Origin of the sequence: Streptomyces abyssalis (genome assembly GCF_001751365.1) — a bacterium.
Taxonomy (GTDB): domain Bacteria; phylum Actinomycetota; class Actinomycetes; order Streptomycetales; family Streptomycetaceae; genus Streptomyces; species Streptomyces abyssalis.
Map to the genome: position 1 here is coordinate 14435 of NZ_LJGT01000035.1, position 14798 is coordinate 29232.

At 72.6% G+C, this 14798-nt stretch carries 15 protein-coding genes; 8 read left to right on the plus strand and 7 right to left on the minus strand.

What is annotated here, in order from left to right:
* Nucleotides 1–72: 72 nt before the first annotated feature.
* Together AN215_RS00280 and AN215_RS00285 are read right to left on the minus strand one after the other, a co-directional pair.
* Nucleotides 73–279, minus strand: coding sequence for a DUF5999 family protein (locus tag AN215_RS00280; protein ID WP_028437360.1), 207 nt, complete (start codon nucleotides 277–279; stop codon nucleotides 73–75).
* Nucleotides 280–571: 292 nt separating this feature from the next.
* Complete coding sequence (locus tag AN215_RS00285) at nucleotides 572–1180, minus strand: hypothetical protein (RefSeq protein ID WP_070008673.1); 609 nt, start codon at nucleotides 1178–1180, stop codon at nucleotides 572–574.
* A gap of 572 nt (nucleotides 1181–1752) precedes the next feature.
* On the opposite strand from AN215_RS00285, the gene AN215_RS00290 reads away from it, so the two are divergent.
* Both AN215_RS00290 and AN215_RS00295 read left to right on the plus strand, forming a co-directional pair.
* The gene (locus AN215_RS00290; RefSeq protein ID WP_070008674.1) at nucleotides 1753–3249 is read left to right on the plus strand and encodes a glutamate-cysteine ligase family protein; all 1497 of its coding nucleotides are present in this window, start codon (nucleotides 1753–1755) and stop codon (nucleotides 3247–3249) included.
* Nucleotides 3250–3332: 83 nt separating this feature from the next.
* Nucleotides 3333–4184, plus strand: coding sequence for a CPBP family intramembrane glutamic endopeptidase (locus AN215_RS00295; protein WP_079122552.1), 852 nt, complete (start codon nucleotides 3333–3335; stop codon nucleotides 4182–4184).
* Nucleotides 4185–4230: 46 nt separating this feature from the next.
* Here AN215_RS00295 and AN215_RS00300 read toward each other — a convergent pair whose 3' ends face one another.
* The gene (locus tag AN215_RS00300; RefSeq protein WP_070008676.1) at nucleotides 4231–5061 is read right to left on the minus strand and encodes a PhzF family phenazine biosynthesis protein; all 831 of its coding nucleotides are present in this window, start codon (nucleotides 5059–5061) and stop codon (nucleotides 4231–4233) included.
* A gap of 198 nt (nucleotides 5062–5259) precedes the next feature.
* Here AN215_RS00300 and AN215_RS00305 point away from each other — a divergent pair, with 198 nt between their 5' ends.
* Nucleotides 5260–5874 (plus strand): PadR family transcriptional regulator, encoded by a 615-nt coding sequence (locus AN215_RS00305; protein WP_070008677.1) that lies wholly within the window; start codon nucleotides 5260–5262, stop codon nucleotides 5872–5874.
* Nucleotides 5875–5988: 114 nt separating this feature from the next.
* Here AN215_RS00305 and AN215_RS00310 read toward each other — a convergent pair whose 3' ends face one another.
* Nucleotides 5989–6645 (minus strand): DUF4232 domain-containing protein, encoded by a 657-nt coding sequence (locus tag AN215_RS00310; protein ID WP_070008678.1) that lies wholly within the window; start codon nucleotides 6643–6645, stop codon nucleotides 5989–5991.
* A gap of 213 nt (nucleotides 6646–6858) precedes the next feature.
* On the opposite strand from AN215_RS00310, the gene AN215_RS00315 reads away from it, so the two are divergent.
* Together AN215_RS00315 and AN215_RS00320 are read left to right on the plus strand one after the other, a co-directional pair.
* Nucleotides 6859–7410 carry a Clp protease N-terminal domain-containing protein gene (locus AN215_RS00315; protein WP_245694117.1) on the plus strand — a complete coding sequence of 184 codons (552 nt, stop codon included), beginning with the start codon at nucleotides 6859–6861 and terminating at the stop codon, nucleotides 7408–7410.
* Nucleotides 7411–7422: 12 nt separating this feature from the next.
* The gene (locus AN215_RS00320; protein ID WP_070008680.1) at nucleotides 7423–8448 is read left to right on the plus strand and encodes an EamA family transporter; all 1026 of its coding nucleotides are present in this window, start codon (nucleotides 7423–7425) and stop codon (nucleotides 8446–8448) included.
* A gap of 38 nt (nucleotides 8449–8486) precedes the next feature.
* On the opposite strand, the gene AN215_RS00325 is transcribed toward AN215_RS00320, so the two are convergent.
* Nucleotides 8487–9170, minus strand: coding sequence for a pyridoxamine 5'-phosphate oxidase family protein (locus AN215_RS00325; protein ID WP_070008681.1), 684 nt, complete (start codon nucleotides 9168–9170; stop codon nucleotides 8487–8489).
* Between the two features lie 46 nt (nucleotides 9171–9216).
* Between AN215_RS00325 and AN215_RS00330 the strand changes: the two genes are divergently transcribed.
* Nucleotides 9217–10554 carry an aminotransferase class I/II-fold pyridoxal phosphate-dependent enzyme gene (locus tag AN215_RS00330; protein WP_079122554.1) on the plus strand — a complete coding sequence of 446 codons (1338 nt, stop codon included), beginning with the start codon at nucleotides 9217–9219 and terminating at the stop codon, nucleotides 10552–10554.
* A 177-nt stretch (nucleotides 10555–10731) separates the two neighbouring features.
* On the opposite strand, the gene AN215_RS00335 is transcribed toward AN215_RS00330, so the two are convergent.
* Together AN215_RS00335 and AN215_RS00340 are read right to left on the minus strand one after the other, a co-directional pair.
* A complete protein-coding gene (locus tag AN215_RS00335) occupies nucleotides 10732–11184 on the minus strand; it encodes a Rieske (2Fe-2S) protein (RefSeq protein ID WP_079122555.1) in 453 nt (150 codons plus the stop codon).
* A gap of 69 nt (nucleotides 11185–11253) precedes the next feature.
* A complete protein-coding gene (locus AN215_RS00340; protein ID WP_338057901.1) occupies nucleotides 11254–13293 on the minus strand; it encodes a S9 family peptidase in 2040 nt (679 codons plus the stop codon).
* 262 nt (nucleotides 13294–13555) lie between these two features.
* On the opposite strand from AN215_RS00340, the gene AN215_RS00345 reads away from it, so the two are divergent.
* Both AN215_RS00345 and AN215_RS00350 read left to right on the plus strand, forming a co-directional pair.
* A complete protein-coding gene (locus AN215_RS00345; protein WP_070008684.1) occupies nucleotides 13556–14398 on the plus strand; it encodes a HipA family kinase in 843 nt (280 codons plus the stop codon).
* Nucleotides 14356–14793, plus strand: a complete 438-nt coding sequence (locus tag AN215_RS00350) for a DUF3037 domain-containing protein (protein ID WP_070008685.1) — start codon at nucleotides 14356–14358, stop codon at nucleotides 14791–14793. The genes AN215_RS00345 and AN215_RS00350 overlap by 43 nt, the downstream gene beginning before the upstream one ends.
* Nucleotides 14794–14798 lie beyond the last annotated feature (5 nt).

The following is a 14798-nucleotide window of genomic DNA, read 5'->3' on the forward strand; positions in this document are numbered from 1 at the left end:
GTGCAACGCCGCGTACGTCAGGGCCGGTTCGGTGGGACACCGGGCCGGCCCTGGCTTTTCGCTGCTGCGGAATCAGGCAGCGGTTGCGATGTTACGGCTGTCGAGCGGACGGTGCGGATCGATGATCTTGCCGTCCGGCAGGAGCTCGCCCGTGTCCTCGAAGAGGAGGACGCCATTGCACAGCAGGCTCCAGCCCTGTTCCGGGAAGTGAGCCACTGGATGTGCGGCTTCCCGGTCGGCGGACTCGGCTGTCGGGCAAGGTGGCTGGTGCTGGCACATTGTCGCTGTCGTCTTCCGTAGTGTCGTGGTGTCCGTGCTGCGGCTGGTAACGGTGTCCATTGCCGCCCCCGTTCCGGTGTGTGTCCCAGTGTTCCCCTGCGGAGGAGATTCCGCAGGGATTTCGTGTCACCACTCCTCAACCAGGACAGACGCATCACCCGTGCGGGTGGTTGCCGTCAACTCCGCCGCACTTACGGGTGGTTTGCCGTTTTGGTGCTGCGGGGAACGCCGGCCGGGAACCGCGCGAGGTGCCGCGTACCGTACCGCATCTGCGGCACACACCCTGCTTCGTTCACGCCCTGCTGTTCAGCAGCGGCGTCCTCGTGGCGGAACGCCTGGTCAGCAGCGGCAGCAGCGTCTCCGCCCGGTGCGGTACGTGGGCGGCGATGCCCGGGGGAGCGGGCGCCAGCGGGATCAGCAGGTCGGAGGGCTGCGGTGTGCCCTCGGTGATGTCCGCGTCGGCGGTTCCGTGCAGCCACAGCGTGAGCATGTACAGCCGGGGCACGGACAACAGCCGGGGCTGGTGGAGCCCGGGCAGCGACTCGGCCTGCCGCAGGGCCCGTTGGGAGGAGGCGACGTAGGGGCCGCCGCAGAAGTACGCGAACGCCCAGCCGCCGGAGGTGAGCAGGGTCTCCGCGGCGCCGACCGCCGGCGACCCGGCGGGGGCGTCCGCGTCCCGCAGCAGGAAGCGCCAGCCGGTGAGCCGGGTGGACGAGCCCGTGGCGTCCGGGCCGTCCCCGGTCAACTCATGGACGGGCAAGGGAAGTTCGATCTCCAGCGCGCACCCGGCTCCGTCCGCGGTGCCAGGCGCGCGTCCCCGGTGCGCGGGAGGCTGGGAACGAAGCGCCGCAAGGACGCTGCGGGAGGCGGAAACCGGGGCGGAAGGGACGTGCAGCGGCATGATGGGTCGCCACCTCTCACTGGAGAGTCACGTGGTGCTCTGCATGGCGCGGACAGCACTGTCGGCGTGGGATGGCCGCGAAGCCGCGGCGGACGCGTCGACTGCGGGCGCCGGAGGGTCCGGTGATACCGCGTCTCGGCCTCTGCCCGGAGTTTATACGAAGGGTGTTACATCACCATTTCGCCTAACGGGCCGTGGTTGTTACCGCAAGTCGGTATCCGGTCGCCATCGGGCGGTACGTGACCGCCCGTTCCGCACCGCCCGGACATGCTGCCTGGAGTGACGGTGCTCCGGTGGTCGGCCGGATCCAGTCTGCCTTTCCCACAACGACTGTGCGTCCGGTCTGGGACTCCTGCCGCATGCCAGAGGAACGTGACGCTCCGCGCGTGAACGCGCCGTCGGCGGCGGACGGATCCGGGCCCGCCCCTGGGTGCCGGGCCTCCATACCGGCTGGGGCTCTCCCGCAGGGGACCGACGGAGGGGTTCCGAAAACGCGCGGCCTAGGCGTTATCCGCCGGTCGGACGGGCATCATGGCTGACACCACGCGGCCGTATCGAGGAGGGACACCCCGATGGGTGAGAAGGTCGTCTCCGACGGGTTCGACCTGTCCGCGCGGCATCGGTACAGGCAGAAGCTCAAGGAGTGTCTCGAGGCCTTCGGAGTGCTCCTGGACGAGGGACGGTTCGAGCGCCCGCGGAACCTGATGGGCCTGGAGATCGAACTGAATCTCGCGGACGCCGACGGAATGCCCCGCATGATGAATGCGGAGGTGCTGCAGCGGATCGGCAGCCAGGATTTCCAGACGGAGCTCGGGCAGTTCAATCTCGAGGTCAACATCGTGCCGCACCGCCTGGCCGGGCGGGTGTTCGACCAGCTCGCGGAGGAGCTGCGCACAGGTCTGGGTTACGCCGACAGGCAGGCGCGCGAAGAGGGCGCCCGGATCGTGATGATCGGCATCCTGCCCACGCTCACGGACGAGGACCTCGTCTCCTCGAACCTGACCGAGGTGGACCGCTACACCATGCTCAACGACCAGATCATGGCTTCGAGGGGCGAGGAGGTCGTCCTCGACATCGAGGGCGTCGAGCGGCTGACCCGCAACTCCGCCTCGATCGCGCCGGAGGCAGCGTGCACCTCGGTGCAGCTGCATCTGCAGGTGACGCCGGATCGTTTCGCCGACGTGTGGAACGCCTCGCAGGCCGTCTCGGCCGTGCAGGTCGCCATGGGCGCCAACTCGCCCTTCCTCTTCGGCCGTGAGCTGTGGCGCGAGTCGCGCATCCCGCTCTTCCTGCAGGCGACCGACACCCGGCCGGCTGAGCTGAGCGCGCAGGGCGTACGGCCGCGCACCTGGTTCGGCGAGCGGTGGATCGGTTCCGCGTACGACCTGTTCGAGGAGAATCTGCGCTACTTCCCGTCGCTGCTGCCCATCTGCGACGACGAGGACCCGCACGGCGTGCTGCGGCAGGGAGGCACCCCGGGCCTGTCGGAACTGGTGCTGCACAACGGGACCGTCTACCGCTGGAACAGGCCCGTGTACGCGGTCACCGCCGGCGTCCCCCATCTGCGCGTGGAGAACCGGGTGCTGCCCGCGGGCCCCACGGTGGCGGACGTGCTCGCCAACACCGCCCTCTACTACGGACTGGTGCGCAGCCTCGCCGACGAGCCGCGCCCCGTCTGGACGAGGCTGCCCTTCGGGGCCGCGTCCGCCAACTTCGAGACGGCCTGCCGGTACGGCATCGAGGCCGAACTGACCTGGCCGCGGCCCGGCCGCCCCGGCGGGCTCGCCACGCTCCCGGCGGTGCGGCTCGTACAGGAGGAACTGCTGCCCATGGCGGCGGCCGGGCTGGAGGCGTGGGGTGTCGAGAGCGGCGACCGCGACCGCTGCCTGGGTGTCATCGAGGAACGCTGCCGCCGCCGCGTCAACGGAGCCTCGTGGCAGGCCACCGCCTACCACCGGTTCACCGACTCCGGACTCGACCGGGAGAAGGCGCTCGCAGCGGTCACACGGCGCTACTGCGAACTCGCCCGCACGGGCGAGCCGGTGCACACCTGGGACCCCGTGGCCTAGCGGACACCCCCGGCGGCACGGCCCGCGGAGCCGTCCGCGCCGCCGGACCCCGCTTCGCACGCCCCGTCGGCGTCCGGCAAGCTATGCACGTCCCCGGCTGTCGCGTACCGGGTGAAGTGGAGGCATGTGTGCAGTCGCAAGCGAGCGGACCCGCCCGGCTCCCGGCGTCCGGGGAGACACTCCCCGGGCGCGTTCTGCGGCGGGAGACGCTGCTGGTGCTGGCACTGTCGCTCGGGGCGAGTGCGGTATCGGCGCTGATCAGCTTCGTGGGCTCGCTGACCGCCTCGGGGGCCCTCGCCGACCAGGCCGCACGGCTCAACACCTCACAGGCGCCGGACCGCCCCTGGCTGGACCTGGCCTGGCAGCTCTTCGGGATCGCCACGGCGCTCGTGCCGGTGGCGCTGGTGGCGCACCTCCTCATGCGGGAGGGCGCCGGTGGGCTGCGCTCGATGGGGTTCGACCGGAGCAGGCCGGGCTTCGACCTGGGACGCGGAGCGCTGCTGGCGGCGGCCATCGGCGGGAGCGGACTCGCGCTGTATCTGGCCGCGCTGCAGGCCGGCTTCAACCTCACCGTGGTCCCCGAGTCACTGCCGCACGTGTGGTGGCGGATTCCGGTCCTGATCGCCTCCGCACTGCAGAACGCCGTGCTGGAAGAGGTCATCGTCGTCGGATATCTGCTGCGCAGACTAGGTCAGCTGGACTACTCACCGTGGGCCGCGATGGGGGTGAGCGCCGTGCTGCGCGGCTCGTACCACCTCTACCAGGGCATCGGCGGCCTGCTGGGCAACATGGCGATGGGCGTCATCTTCGTTGTGCTCTACCGGCGTTGGGGACGGGTGGGTCCGCTGGTGGTGGCTCACGCCCTGATCGACATCGTGGCCTTCACCGGCTACGCGCTCTTCGCGGGCAAGGTGGACTGGCTGCCCACGCCCTGAACCGGGCGGGGCTGCCGGGCGACTCCGCCTCACGGCCCCGCCCGCGTCACCATCCGGCGCAGAGTTGCGCGTCGAGCACCGTGACCGCCTCGCCCGTCAGTTCGGTGCGCTCGCCGCGCAGGGTCGTACGGACCAGGCCCGTACGAGCCGAGCACTGCAGGCCCGTGAGCGAGTCCCGGCCCAGCCGCCCGGACCACAGCGGCGCCAGGGCGGTGTGGGCGCTGCCGGTGACCGGGTCCTCTGGGATGCCGGAGGCCGGGGCGAACATCCGCGAGACGTAGTCGTGGCCGCCGTCGAGGGTGCCGCCGCCGTCCTCCGCGAGCGCGGTGACGATGACGCCCCGGTACGGGAGGCGGGCGAGGGCCGCGCTGTCGGGAGCGAGGGCGCGCAGCGTCCGTTCGTCCGCCACCTCCACGAGGAGATCGCCGAGCGGGCCCGTGTCGTACACGGAGACCGGCTCTGCGCCGAGAGCGGGGGCGAGCCCGTCGGGTGCGGTGGCCGGAGTGAGCGGCGCCGTGGGGAAGTTCAGCGTGATCGCTCCGCCGGGCGCGGCGGCCGCGCCCAGCACGCCGCTGCGGGTCCGGAAGCGGACGGTGCCTTCGCTTCGGCCGTCACAGTGCAGGACGTGTGCGGTGGCCAGCGTCGCATGACCGCACAGGTCGACCTCAGTGGTGGGGGTGAACCAGCGCAGCGCCCAGCCGGCCTCCGGGTCGGCGGAGAGCGGGTGTGCGAAGGCGGTCTCCGAGAGGTTCATCTCGCCGGCGACCTTCTGCATGCGCTCGTCCGGCGGGAACGACTCCTCCTCCAGCAGCACGACCGCCGCCGGATTGCCGCTGTAGGGGCGGTCGGTGAAGGCATCGACTGTACGGATCCTCATGCCCGGACGTTAGACGACGGCGGGCGGACCCGGCGACGGCCAATGCCGCACATGTGGACCGGGCAGGGCCGCGGGACGGGGCGGCTGCCGCGCGCCGGTGCGGGTCGAGGTCTTGCCATGCGAGCATCGCCGATATATCGTTGAAGCATCGCGACAAGTCAACGTCTGTCGAAGACAGATCATCGAAAGGATGTCGTCATGCGTAAGGAAGAACAGCGACCGGGCGGCCGCGGGCGCGGTCACGGCCCGGGACACTGCGGCCCGGGCGGGTTCGGTCCCTCCGAGCGGCGGGCCTTCGGTGCGTTCGGACCGCCCTTCGGGGACGGTCCGCCCTTCGGCCCGCGGGGACGCGGCCGCGGGGGCCCGCGAGGCCGGGCACGCCGCGGCGATGTGCGCGCCTCGATCCTGGCTCTCCTCAAGGACCGTCCGATGCACGGCTACGAGATGATCCAGGAGATCGCCGAGCGCAGCGGCGGAGCGTGGAAACCGTCTCCGGGCTCGGTCTACCCGACCCTCCAGCTGCTGGAGGACGAGGGGCTCATCAGCTGCGCCAGTGAGGGCGGCAAGAACCTCTTCTCCCTCACCGACGCCGGCCGGGAGGAGGCCGACGCCGGCCCGGAGGCCCCGTGGGAGGACGCCGGACGCGGCATCGACTGGGAGGCCATGAACGAGGTGCGCAAGGCCGGTGGTGCTCTGGTCAGCGCGTTCCAGCAGGTCTGGGCGAACGGCAGCCCGGAGCAGCGGGACAAGGCGCTCGTGGTCGTCAACGACGCCCGCAAGAAGCTCTACCTGATCCTCGCCGAGGACGAGTGACCGGTGGCGCCGCGGGCCTTCGACGCGGCCCGCGGTCCGTGCCGGGCCACGTGAACGTGACCGGTGGCGCGCGCCCCGGCCCACGGGAGCATCCCGGGGTTCCGGCGCCGCCGGTCAGCGTGGCGGGCCCCCGCCGGGCAGCAGCGGCCGGACGTCGAGTTCGCCTGCGCCGCACACCTCGCCCAGCTTCCACTGCGCGGACTTCGCGGTGCGCTGGTCCGGCGGGATCACCCGCACCGCCTCAGGGTCCGGGCACTTCCCGTCGGAGGGGTCGCCCTCGCCCGGCACGACCGTCCAGTGCAGCCGGGCCGAGGCCTTGCCGCCGGGGGAGAGCGTCAGCTGCCGCGACGGGGTGGAGTCGTCCCGTACGACCTCGGTCGGGATCTTCCCGCCGTCCTCGCCGGTCAGCTGGAGCCCGGGCCAGCCCTGCGTACGGCAGGCGGCCGGCGAGGAGTTGGTCAGGACGAGGGCGGCATAGCGGTTGCCGGCGGCGGGTTGCCCCGGAACCAGCGAGACCGACAGCGCCTTCGTCGTGCACCACGGCGGGCGGCTCTGCGAGTCGCCGGAGCCTTCCGGACGGCGGGCGCCGTCGTCCTCGGCGTTCTGTGAGCCGGGCTTCTGCGGAGCGGCGGAGCCCGAGCCTGGGCCGTCCACGGATGCGGGCGAGTCGGACGACGACGAGGATGCGGAACCTCCGGCGCATCCGCTGAGGGTCACGGCGGCGCCGATGGCGAGAGCGGCGAGAACGGAGCGTGCATGGTGATCTGCCATGGGAATCTCCAAGTGCTGCCGTATGGGGGGCTGTTGGGGAACAAGACGCAATGTTCCGGGCATTCGGTTCCTGCATACCCTTCGCGCGGCCCCCTGAGGCCGGGCTCATCCTCAGGGAGGAGGCTCCACCCGCCGCCCACCTCCCGTCGGGGGACGCGCATATGCCCCGTGACGGGGATGTGTGGCGGGATGTGCATGTGATGTGGTGCTGCTGTGGACACCAGTACGCCCCCAGCGCCTCCCGGCAGCACGGCCGGCGCGGTGATCGAGGACCGGCTCAGCGAACAGCTGGGCGCGGTCGTCGCGACCGCGCGCCGGCGCGCTGCGCGGGGCGGCGACCGCGAGGTGGACACGGCGCACCTGCTGCACAGCCTTCTCGAATCGGACCCCGTCGTACGGGCGTTCCTCGGCGGCGGAGGTGCGCAGACCGCGAAACTGCTCGGCTATCTCGCCCAGCGCAGCATCGGCTACGGGCTGCGCTGGCGGCACACGGTGGAGACCGGCGGCCCGCATGCGCGCACCACGGATGCCCCCTTCGTGGCCGGCTGGTCGCCGGCCGCCGCCGTGGCGATGGCGGTGGCACTGGATCGTGCCTCCGCACGGGGGGAGGCGCGCGCGGACGCCGTCGATCTCTTCGCCGGCCTGGCGGCCGATACGGACTGCCGCGCCGCCGAGGTGCTGCGTACCGCGGGAGTCGACGTGACGGGGCTCGCCGCCGGACTCGATGTCAGGTGTATACGGGGTGACACTCCTGTCGGCGGTTGACATGATGACCGCATGCACGACACCACTCCGCCGGGCGGCCGGCATGCCCGCGGTCGCAGCCTCGGGCTGACGCTCGCGCTCGTATCCGCCTTCGCGTTCGGGGGGTCCGGGCCTGCCGCCAAGCCCCTGATCGAGGCCGGTCTCGAACCGCTGCATGTGACCTGGCTCCGGGCGGCGGGCGCTGCCTGCCTCCTGCTGCCCCTCGCCTGGCGGCACCGCGCGCTCATGCGTGAACGTCCCGGACTGCTCCTGGGGTTCGGGCTGCTGGCCGTGGCCGGCGTGCAGGCCTGCTACTTCGCGGCGCTCTCCCGCATCCCGGTCGGCGTCGCGCTCCTCATCGAGTATCTCGCTCCCGCACTGGTGCTGGGGTGGGTGCGGTTCGTGCAGCGGCGGCCGGTCAGCCGGGCCGCGGGGGTGGGTGTCGTCCTCGCGGTCGGCGGCCTGGCCTGCGTGGTGCGGGTGTGGTCCGGGCTCACGCTCGATCTGCTGGGCCTGCTGCTGGCGCTGGGCGCCGCCTGCTGCCAGGTGGGCTACTTCGTGCTCTCGGACCACGGCAGTGACGGGAAGGACGGCCGCCTGCCCCCGGATCCGCTCGGCGTGATCGCGTACGGGCTGCTGACCGGCGCGCTTGTGCTGACCGTGATCGCGAGGCCCTGGGAGATGCGGTGGCAGGTGCTGGGCGGGCCCGCCTCCCTGGACGGCAGTACGGTGCCGGCGGCCGTCCTGCTGGGATGGATCGTGCTGGTGGCGACCGTCGCTGCGTATCTGACCGGAGTCGTCTCGGTGCGGCGGCTCTCACCGCAGGTCGCAGGCGTCGTGGCGTGCCTCGAAGCCGTCATCGCGACGGTGCTCGCCTGGGTGCTCCTCGGCGAACGCCTCGCCGCCGTACAGCTCGTGGGCGGTGCGGTCGTGCTCCTGGGAGCCTTCATCGCGCAGAGCTCGGCCCCGAAACAGCAGCAGCACGAACCGGTGGCCTCCGGCGGAGCGGAGAGCCCTGCCGGTGCGGGCGACGTCCTGCCGGACGACGCCCGCACCTGACGAGCCCATGCGCCTCGTGAGCCGGACAATCCCCCGGATCAGCGGTTCTTGAGGTAACCGGGCAGTGCCGTGCCGGGGGTCAGGTCCTCGGCGGGCAGAGGAGTGCCGTATGTGCGGCCGACGGGGACGACGCCGCTCCAGTAGGGCAGTCCGGCATCCTCCGGGTCGTCACCCGGCCCGCCCTCGCGGACCTTCGCGGAGACCTCTTCCAGGTCGAGGCGGAGAACGGCGGTCGCGGCCAGCTCCTTGGCGTCGGCGGGGCGGGAGTCGGCCGCACGGCCGGGCACCACGCCGTCGACCAGCGCGTCGAGGGCGGCGGTGAGTTCGCCGCGCTCCGTGACGCGGCGGGCCGTCCCGTGGACGACGACGGAACGGTAGTTGAGCGAGTGGTGGAAGGCCGCGCGGGCGAGCACGAGCCCGTCGAGGCGGGTGACGGTCACACAGACCTGCAGTCCCGGTTCACCGTCGGCCTCCCGCAGCGGGCGCGAGCCGGTGGACCCGTGCAGATACAGACACTCGCCCTTGCGCGCGTACAGCGTGGGCAGGACCACCGGCGCGCCGTCGCGTACGAAGCCGAGGTGGCAGATGTAGTCCTCGTCGAGGATCGAATGCACCAACTCCCGGTCGTACGAGGCGCGTTCGCGGTGCCGGGTCGGGACGCTGCGCTCGGTTCGGGCATACGAGTCGGGGGAGGGGCCGGGGGAAGGGACGGTGTACGTCAAGGAACTCTCCTTGCGCTCAACTTTGTACTAGTGCATAATCATGTTTGTGCTAGGAGAATATCGGATCGAGGGCCGTCGCGCAGCCGAGATCGCGGCGAGCGTGGAGAACGGTGTGCGTACGGGCGGCCTCGACGCGGGGCAACTCCTGCCTCCCATGCGGGAGTTGGCGCAAGATCTGGGCGTCAACGCGAACACTGTCGCGGCCGCCTACCGGACCTTGCGCGAACGCGGACTGATCGAGACCGCGGGACGCCGCGGCAGCCGCGTACGCCCGCGGCCGGCGGTCTCGATCACCCCACGGGAGGCCATCCGCGCCGAAGTGCCGGACGGGTGCGTGGACATCTCCACCGGCAACCCCGACACCGGCCTCCTGCCGGCACTGCACACGGCGCTGGCGTCGGCCGCGGAGAACGCCGCCCGCCGCAGCGCGCTGTACGGCGACCCCGCGGTGAGCGAACCTCTCGCCCGCGCGGCACGCCGCATGCTCGACGAGGACGGCGTGCCCGGCGGGCCGGTCGCGGTGACCTCGGGCGCGCTCGACGCCATCGAGCGGGTGCTCGCGGCGCATCTGCGCCCGGGAGACGCGGTCGCCGTCGAGGACCCGGGCTGGGGCAGCCTGCTCGACCTGGTCCCCGCCCTCGGGTTGAGGACACTGCCCGTGACCGTCGACGACCTCGGGCCGCTGCCCGGCGAAGCGGCACGCGCGCTGCGCGAGGGCGCCCGCGCCCTGATCGTCACCGCCCGCGCGCAGAACCCCACCGGTGCCGCGGTGAGCCCCGAACGTGCCGGGCGGCTGCGCGAAGTGCTCGCCGCACACCCCGGGACGCTGCTCATCGAGGACGACCACGGGCACGGCATCGTCGAGGAGCCGCTCAACACCCTTGCGGGGCCCACGGATCACTGGGCTCTGGTGCGGTCCACGGCGAAGGCGTACGGGCCGGACCTGCGCCTGGCGGTCGTCACCGGCGACGAGCTCACCCTCGGCCGCCTGCGCGGCCGTCAGCTGCTGGGGCCGGGCTGGGTCAGCCACCTGCTGCAGGACGCCGTGCTGTACCTGTGGGAGACGGGGGCGGTCGACGTCGCCTCGGTGGCCCGCTCATACGGACAGCGCCGGGACGCGCTGGTACGGGCGCTCCGGGAGCGCGGCGTCGAGGCGCACGGGCGAAGCGGCATGAACGTGTGGGTGCCGGTGCCGGACGAGACGGGCGCCGCCGCGCGCCTGATGCAGTCGGGATGGGCGGTGGCCCCGGGGGCGCGGTTCCGGCTCACGTCGCCCCCCGGAGTGCGCCTGACCGTCTCCCCGCTGACGGTGGGGAGCGCGCAGGAGCTGGCCGCCGCGGTGGCGGCCGCGCTCCGGCCGGCCGCGGCGCGGCGCTACGACTGACCGGCGCTGCGACTGCCCGGCGCTGCGACTGACCGGCGCTGCGACTGGCCCGCGCCAGGAACGACCGCGCCGCGGCCGAGGCGCGCCCGTCGGGCTGGTCGCGCGCCGTGCCGCACGCCAAGGCGCCCCGGCCGCGTACGTGCCCGCGGCCGGGGCGCCTTGGCGTGCGGCACCGGCTCAGCCGTCGGCGAGGTGGATCTTGCCGCCCTTGACGGAGACCTGCGCCGCCGGAAGCGGCTTGGTCGCGGGACCGCCCTTGACGCTGCCGTCCGAGATGTCGAACTTGCTGTCGTGACAGGGGCAGATGATCACGCCGCCCTTGACCTCGGCGACCGAGCAGCCCTTGTGCGTGCACGTCGCGGAGAAGGCCTTGTACTCCGACCCGCTGGGACGGGTCACGACGACTTTCTGCTCCTTGAAGACCTTGCCGCCGCCCTCGGGGATCTCGGCGGCCTCACCGAGTTCGCCCTTGGCTGCCCCGCCGCCCTCCTCGCTGCCGCCGTCGCCGCCTGCGTTCTCGTCGCTGCCGGAGCTCTCACCGCCGCCGGAGCCGCACGCGGCGAGAGTGACGGCGGCCGAGGCGGCGCCCGCCGCGGCGAGCACGGACCTGCGGGTGGTCGATGCTGACATGGGGAACATCCTGTTCTCTCGGGAGCTGCACGCGTTGCCTCTGGTCAGGGAATCCTGCACAGGCGCTCGTCAGGTGCGAAGGGCTTTGTCAAGAAAAAGCAATTGCGCCGGGAGCAACCGCTCGGCCGTGACCGGGTCGCCTACGATGTGCGACTGCCCGGGCAGCGGCAGTACCGAGTGCTCGCGTCCGGCGGCCAGCAGCGCCGCCGACATGCGCAGAGTATGGGCGAAGGCCACGTTGTCGTCGGCCGTTCCGTGCACCAGCAGCAGCGGACGCCGCAGCAGATGCGCGTCCCGGGTCAGGGTGCAGCGGTCGTAGTTCTCCGGGTGCTCGGCGGGGTGTCCCAGGAAGCGTTCCTTCCAGTGCGTGTCGTACAGCCTGGGGTCGATGGACGGAGCGCCGGCGACCGCCGCGTGAAAGGTCTCCGGGTGCCGCAGGACGGCTGCCGTGGCGAGCGCGCCCCCGTAGGACCAGCCCTGGATGCCGACCCGTGCCGTGTCCAGGTACGGACGCGCCGCGGCGGCCGCTCGCAGGGCGTCGGCCTGGTCCTCCAGCACCGGTGTGAACTGGTCGCCCCGGACCGCCTTCTCCCACGCGGGACCCCGGCCCGGAGTGCCCCGCCCGTCGGTCACCAGCACTGCGTATCCGTGCTCCGCGAACCACTGCGCCACGAGTGCATGCCAGATGCGTGCCCGTACCACCAGTTGCATCCCCGGTCCGCTGTACGGGGCGAGCAGCACCGGGAGCGGGGAGGAGTCGGGGGCAGCGGGCTCGTACCAGCTGGGCAGGAACAGCGCACTGCGCAGGCGCCGTTCGCCCAGGGTCAGCAGTTCCGGCCGCGGCCGGAGAGAGGGCTCCTCGACGAGGGAGCGGACGGTGCCCGCGGCCGTGCCGTCGCGCAGCACGGTCACCCGCGGGCCGTCCGGTGTGAGGCTGTGGAGCACCGTCGTGCCGCCGCGCAGCACCGCCGAGTGCAGCCCCGGACCGTCGCTGATCCGCACGGTGCCGGCCTCCGGGGACCAGGACCATACGTGCCTCTCGAGTGGGTCCTCGCTCGCGCTGAAGAGCACCGTCTCCCCGTCGGTTCCCAGGACGCCCGAGACCTGCAGCGCGGGCGGCGTCACCACGTGCCCGCCGACACACAGCCTCCTGGTGTCCTCGCTCTCCCGCGCGGTGACGAGGGCTCCCGACGCGGTCCGGCAGTACGCGCCCGGCAGCAGCTCCACCCAGTGCTGGTCGTGCTGCCGCTCCAGTTCCCGCGTGGCTCCGGTCGCCGCGTCGACGGCGAGGGTCAGCAGGGTGCGCTGGTCGCGGCTCTGAACGGTGAGGAGAGGGCCGTGCGCGTCCCAGCCCGCCGCGGCCACGTACTCGAACGCGCGGCGGTCCCAGTCCACTTCGGTGCCCGTCCCGTCCAGGCGCAGCAGGTGGAGAGAGATGTCGGCGTTCGCCGTACCCGCCTCCGGATAGTGCTGGGGCCGCGGTGCTCGTGCCGGGTCCGCCGGGTCGCCGAGGAAGCGGACGCACACGTCCGTGTTGTCCACGCGGGCGACCAGCAGTGCGCGGCCGTCGGGAGCCCACCAGTGGCCGCGTGCGCGTCCCAGCGATTCCTCCGAGACGTGGTCGGTCAGTCCGTAGGTCACCTTCCCCGCCTCGCCTTCGCCGGGGCCCGCGAGGCGGCGGTCGCCGGTGCCGTCCGTCCGCACGACGTGCAGCGCGCCGCGGGTGACGTAGGCGACGAGCCGTCCGTCGGGGGAGAGCCGCGGATCGACGGCGGGGCCCGCGGCCGGTACGGGGAAGGGCCCGCCCCGGCCGGGCCGCGCCGGCACCGCCCACAGGGCGCCGTCGAGGGCGAGGACGGCCAGCTCCGCCGCGTCGTCCACGGCGTAGCCGGTCACGCCGGTCGACAGGTCGCGGTCCCTCTCCCTGCGGGCTGCCTCCTCGGGCGTGGGTTCCGCGGGCCCGGACCCGGCAACGGCCTGCAGCACGGCCGGATCGGCCAGCAGATGTTCGCCGCCGTCCGCCTCCCGTACCCACAGCCCGCCGGAAGGGTCGGTTCCGCTGCGTGTACGCAGGAAGAGCACGCGCTCCCCGTCCGGCGTGACGGTCACGTGGCGCACCGCCCCCAGTGAGAAGCGCCGGGACCGGGCGAACTGCGCGGGGAAGGCGTCAACGGCCTCAGGCGGAAACGGGCCGCCGGCCGCACTGGAACCGCCGGAAGCACCGGAGTCACCCCGACCCCCGTGGGCATCGGGGGCATCCGAAGCACCGGAAGAACGTGATGGAGTCATGCGCGAAGGATGGCACCGCACGCCGCCCGGACGCCGTGAATATCGAGCGGTGCCGGCGAGGGGCGGCGGCTAGCCTGAGCGGATGCTGCGCGAAGTCACCGCGACCCGGTACGTCACCCCGCTGCGGGAGGGCGGTTCGCTGCCCGGAATCGTCGAGGCGGACGATCTCGGCACGTACGTCATGAAGTTCACGGGCGCGGGGCAGGGCCGCAAGACTCTGGTTGCGGAGGTCCTCGCGGGCCGGCTCGCTCAGCGCCTCGGGCTGCGCGTGCCCGAACTCGTACGCATCAAGCTGGACCCCGTCATCGGCCGGAGCGAACCGGACGAGGAGGTCCAGGCCCTGCTGAAGGCCAGCGGCGGACTCAACCTCGGCATGGACTTCCTGCCCGGGTCGCTCGGGCTCGATCCGCTGGCCTTCCGCGTGAGCGCGGCCGAGGCGGGCCGGCTCGTATGGTTCGACGCGCTGACGGGCAACGTCGACAGGTCCTGGCGCAACCCGAACCTGCTGGTCTGGCACGGCGCGATGTGGCTCATCGACCACGGTGCGACGATGATCTGGCATCACAACTGGCCCTCCGCACAGGCCTCTTCAGGCAGGCCGTACGACGCCTCGGACCATGTGCTCACCCCGTTCGCGCCCGATGTGGCCGCGGCCGCCGCGGAGTTGGCGCCGCTGGTGACCGAGTCGCTGCTCGCCGAGTGCGCGGCGGAGGTCCCCGACGAGTGGCTCACCGACGAGCCGGGGTTCACGGACCCCGGCGAGCTGCGCGACGCCTACGTACGGGCGCTCTTCGCGCGCGTCGCCGGCCTGGACGAGCGCATCACGCTCGGCGAGCCGAGCCAGGACGGCCCGTCGAGGGCTCCCGGGTGGCTGACGGAGGGATGGCCGCACGGTCAGCGGGACAAGCGGGGAGCGCGGCGGTGAACGAGGGGACGTGCGCGGAGCGCGACGTGTTCGAGTACGCGCTGCTGCGGGTCGTGCCGCGCGTCGAGCGGGGCGAGACGATGAACGCGGGCGTGGTCCTCTACTGCCGCGCCAGGTCTCTCGTCGTCGCCCGTACGCACCTGGACGAGGACCGGCTGCGTGCGCTCGACCCGCACGCGGATCCGGTCGGTGTGCGCGCGGCCCTGCACGCCGCCGAGAGAGTCTGTGACGGAGGGGACGCCGCAGGACAGGCGGCGGGTGACGCGCCCGGCAGCCGCTTCCGCTGGCTCGTCGCCCCGCGCAGCACCGTGGTGCAGCCGGGGCCGGTTCACACGGGACTGACCTGTGACCCCGAGGCGGAGGCCGAGCGGTTGCTGGAACTGCTCGTGCGGTGAATCTC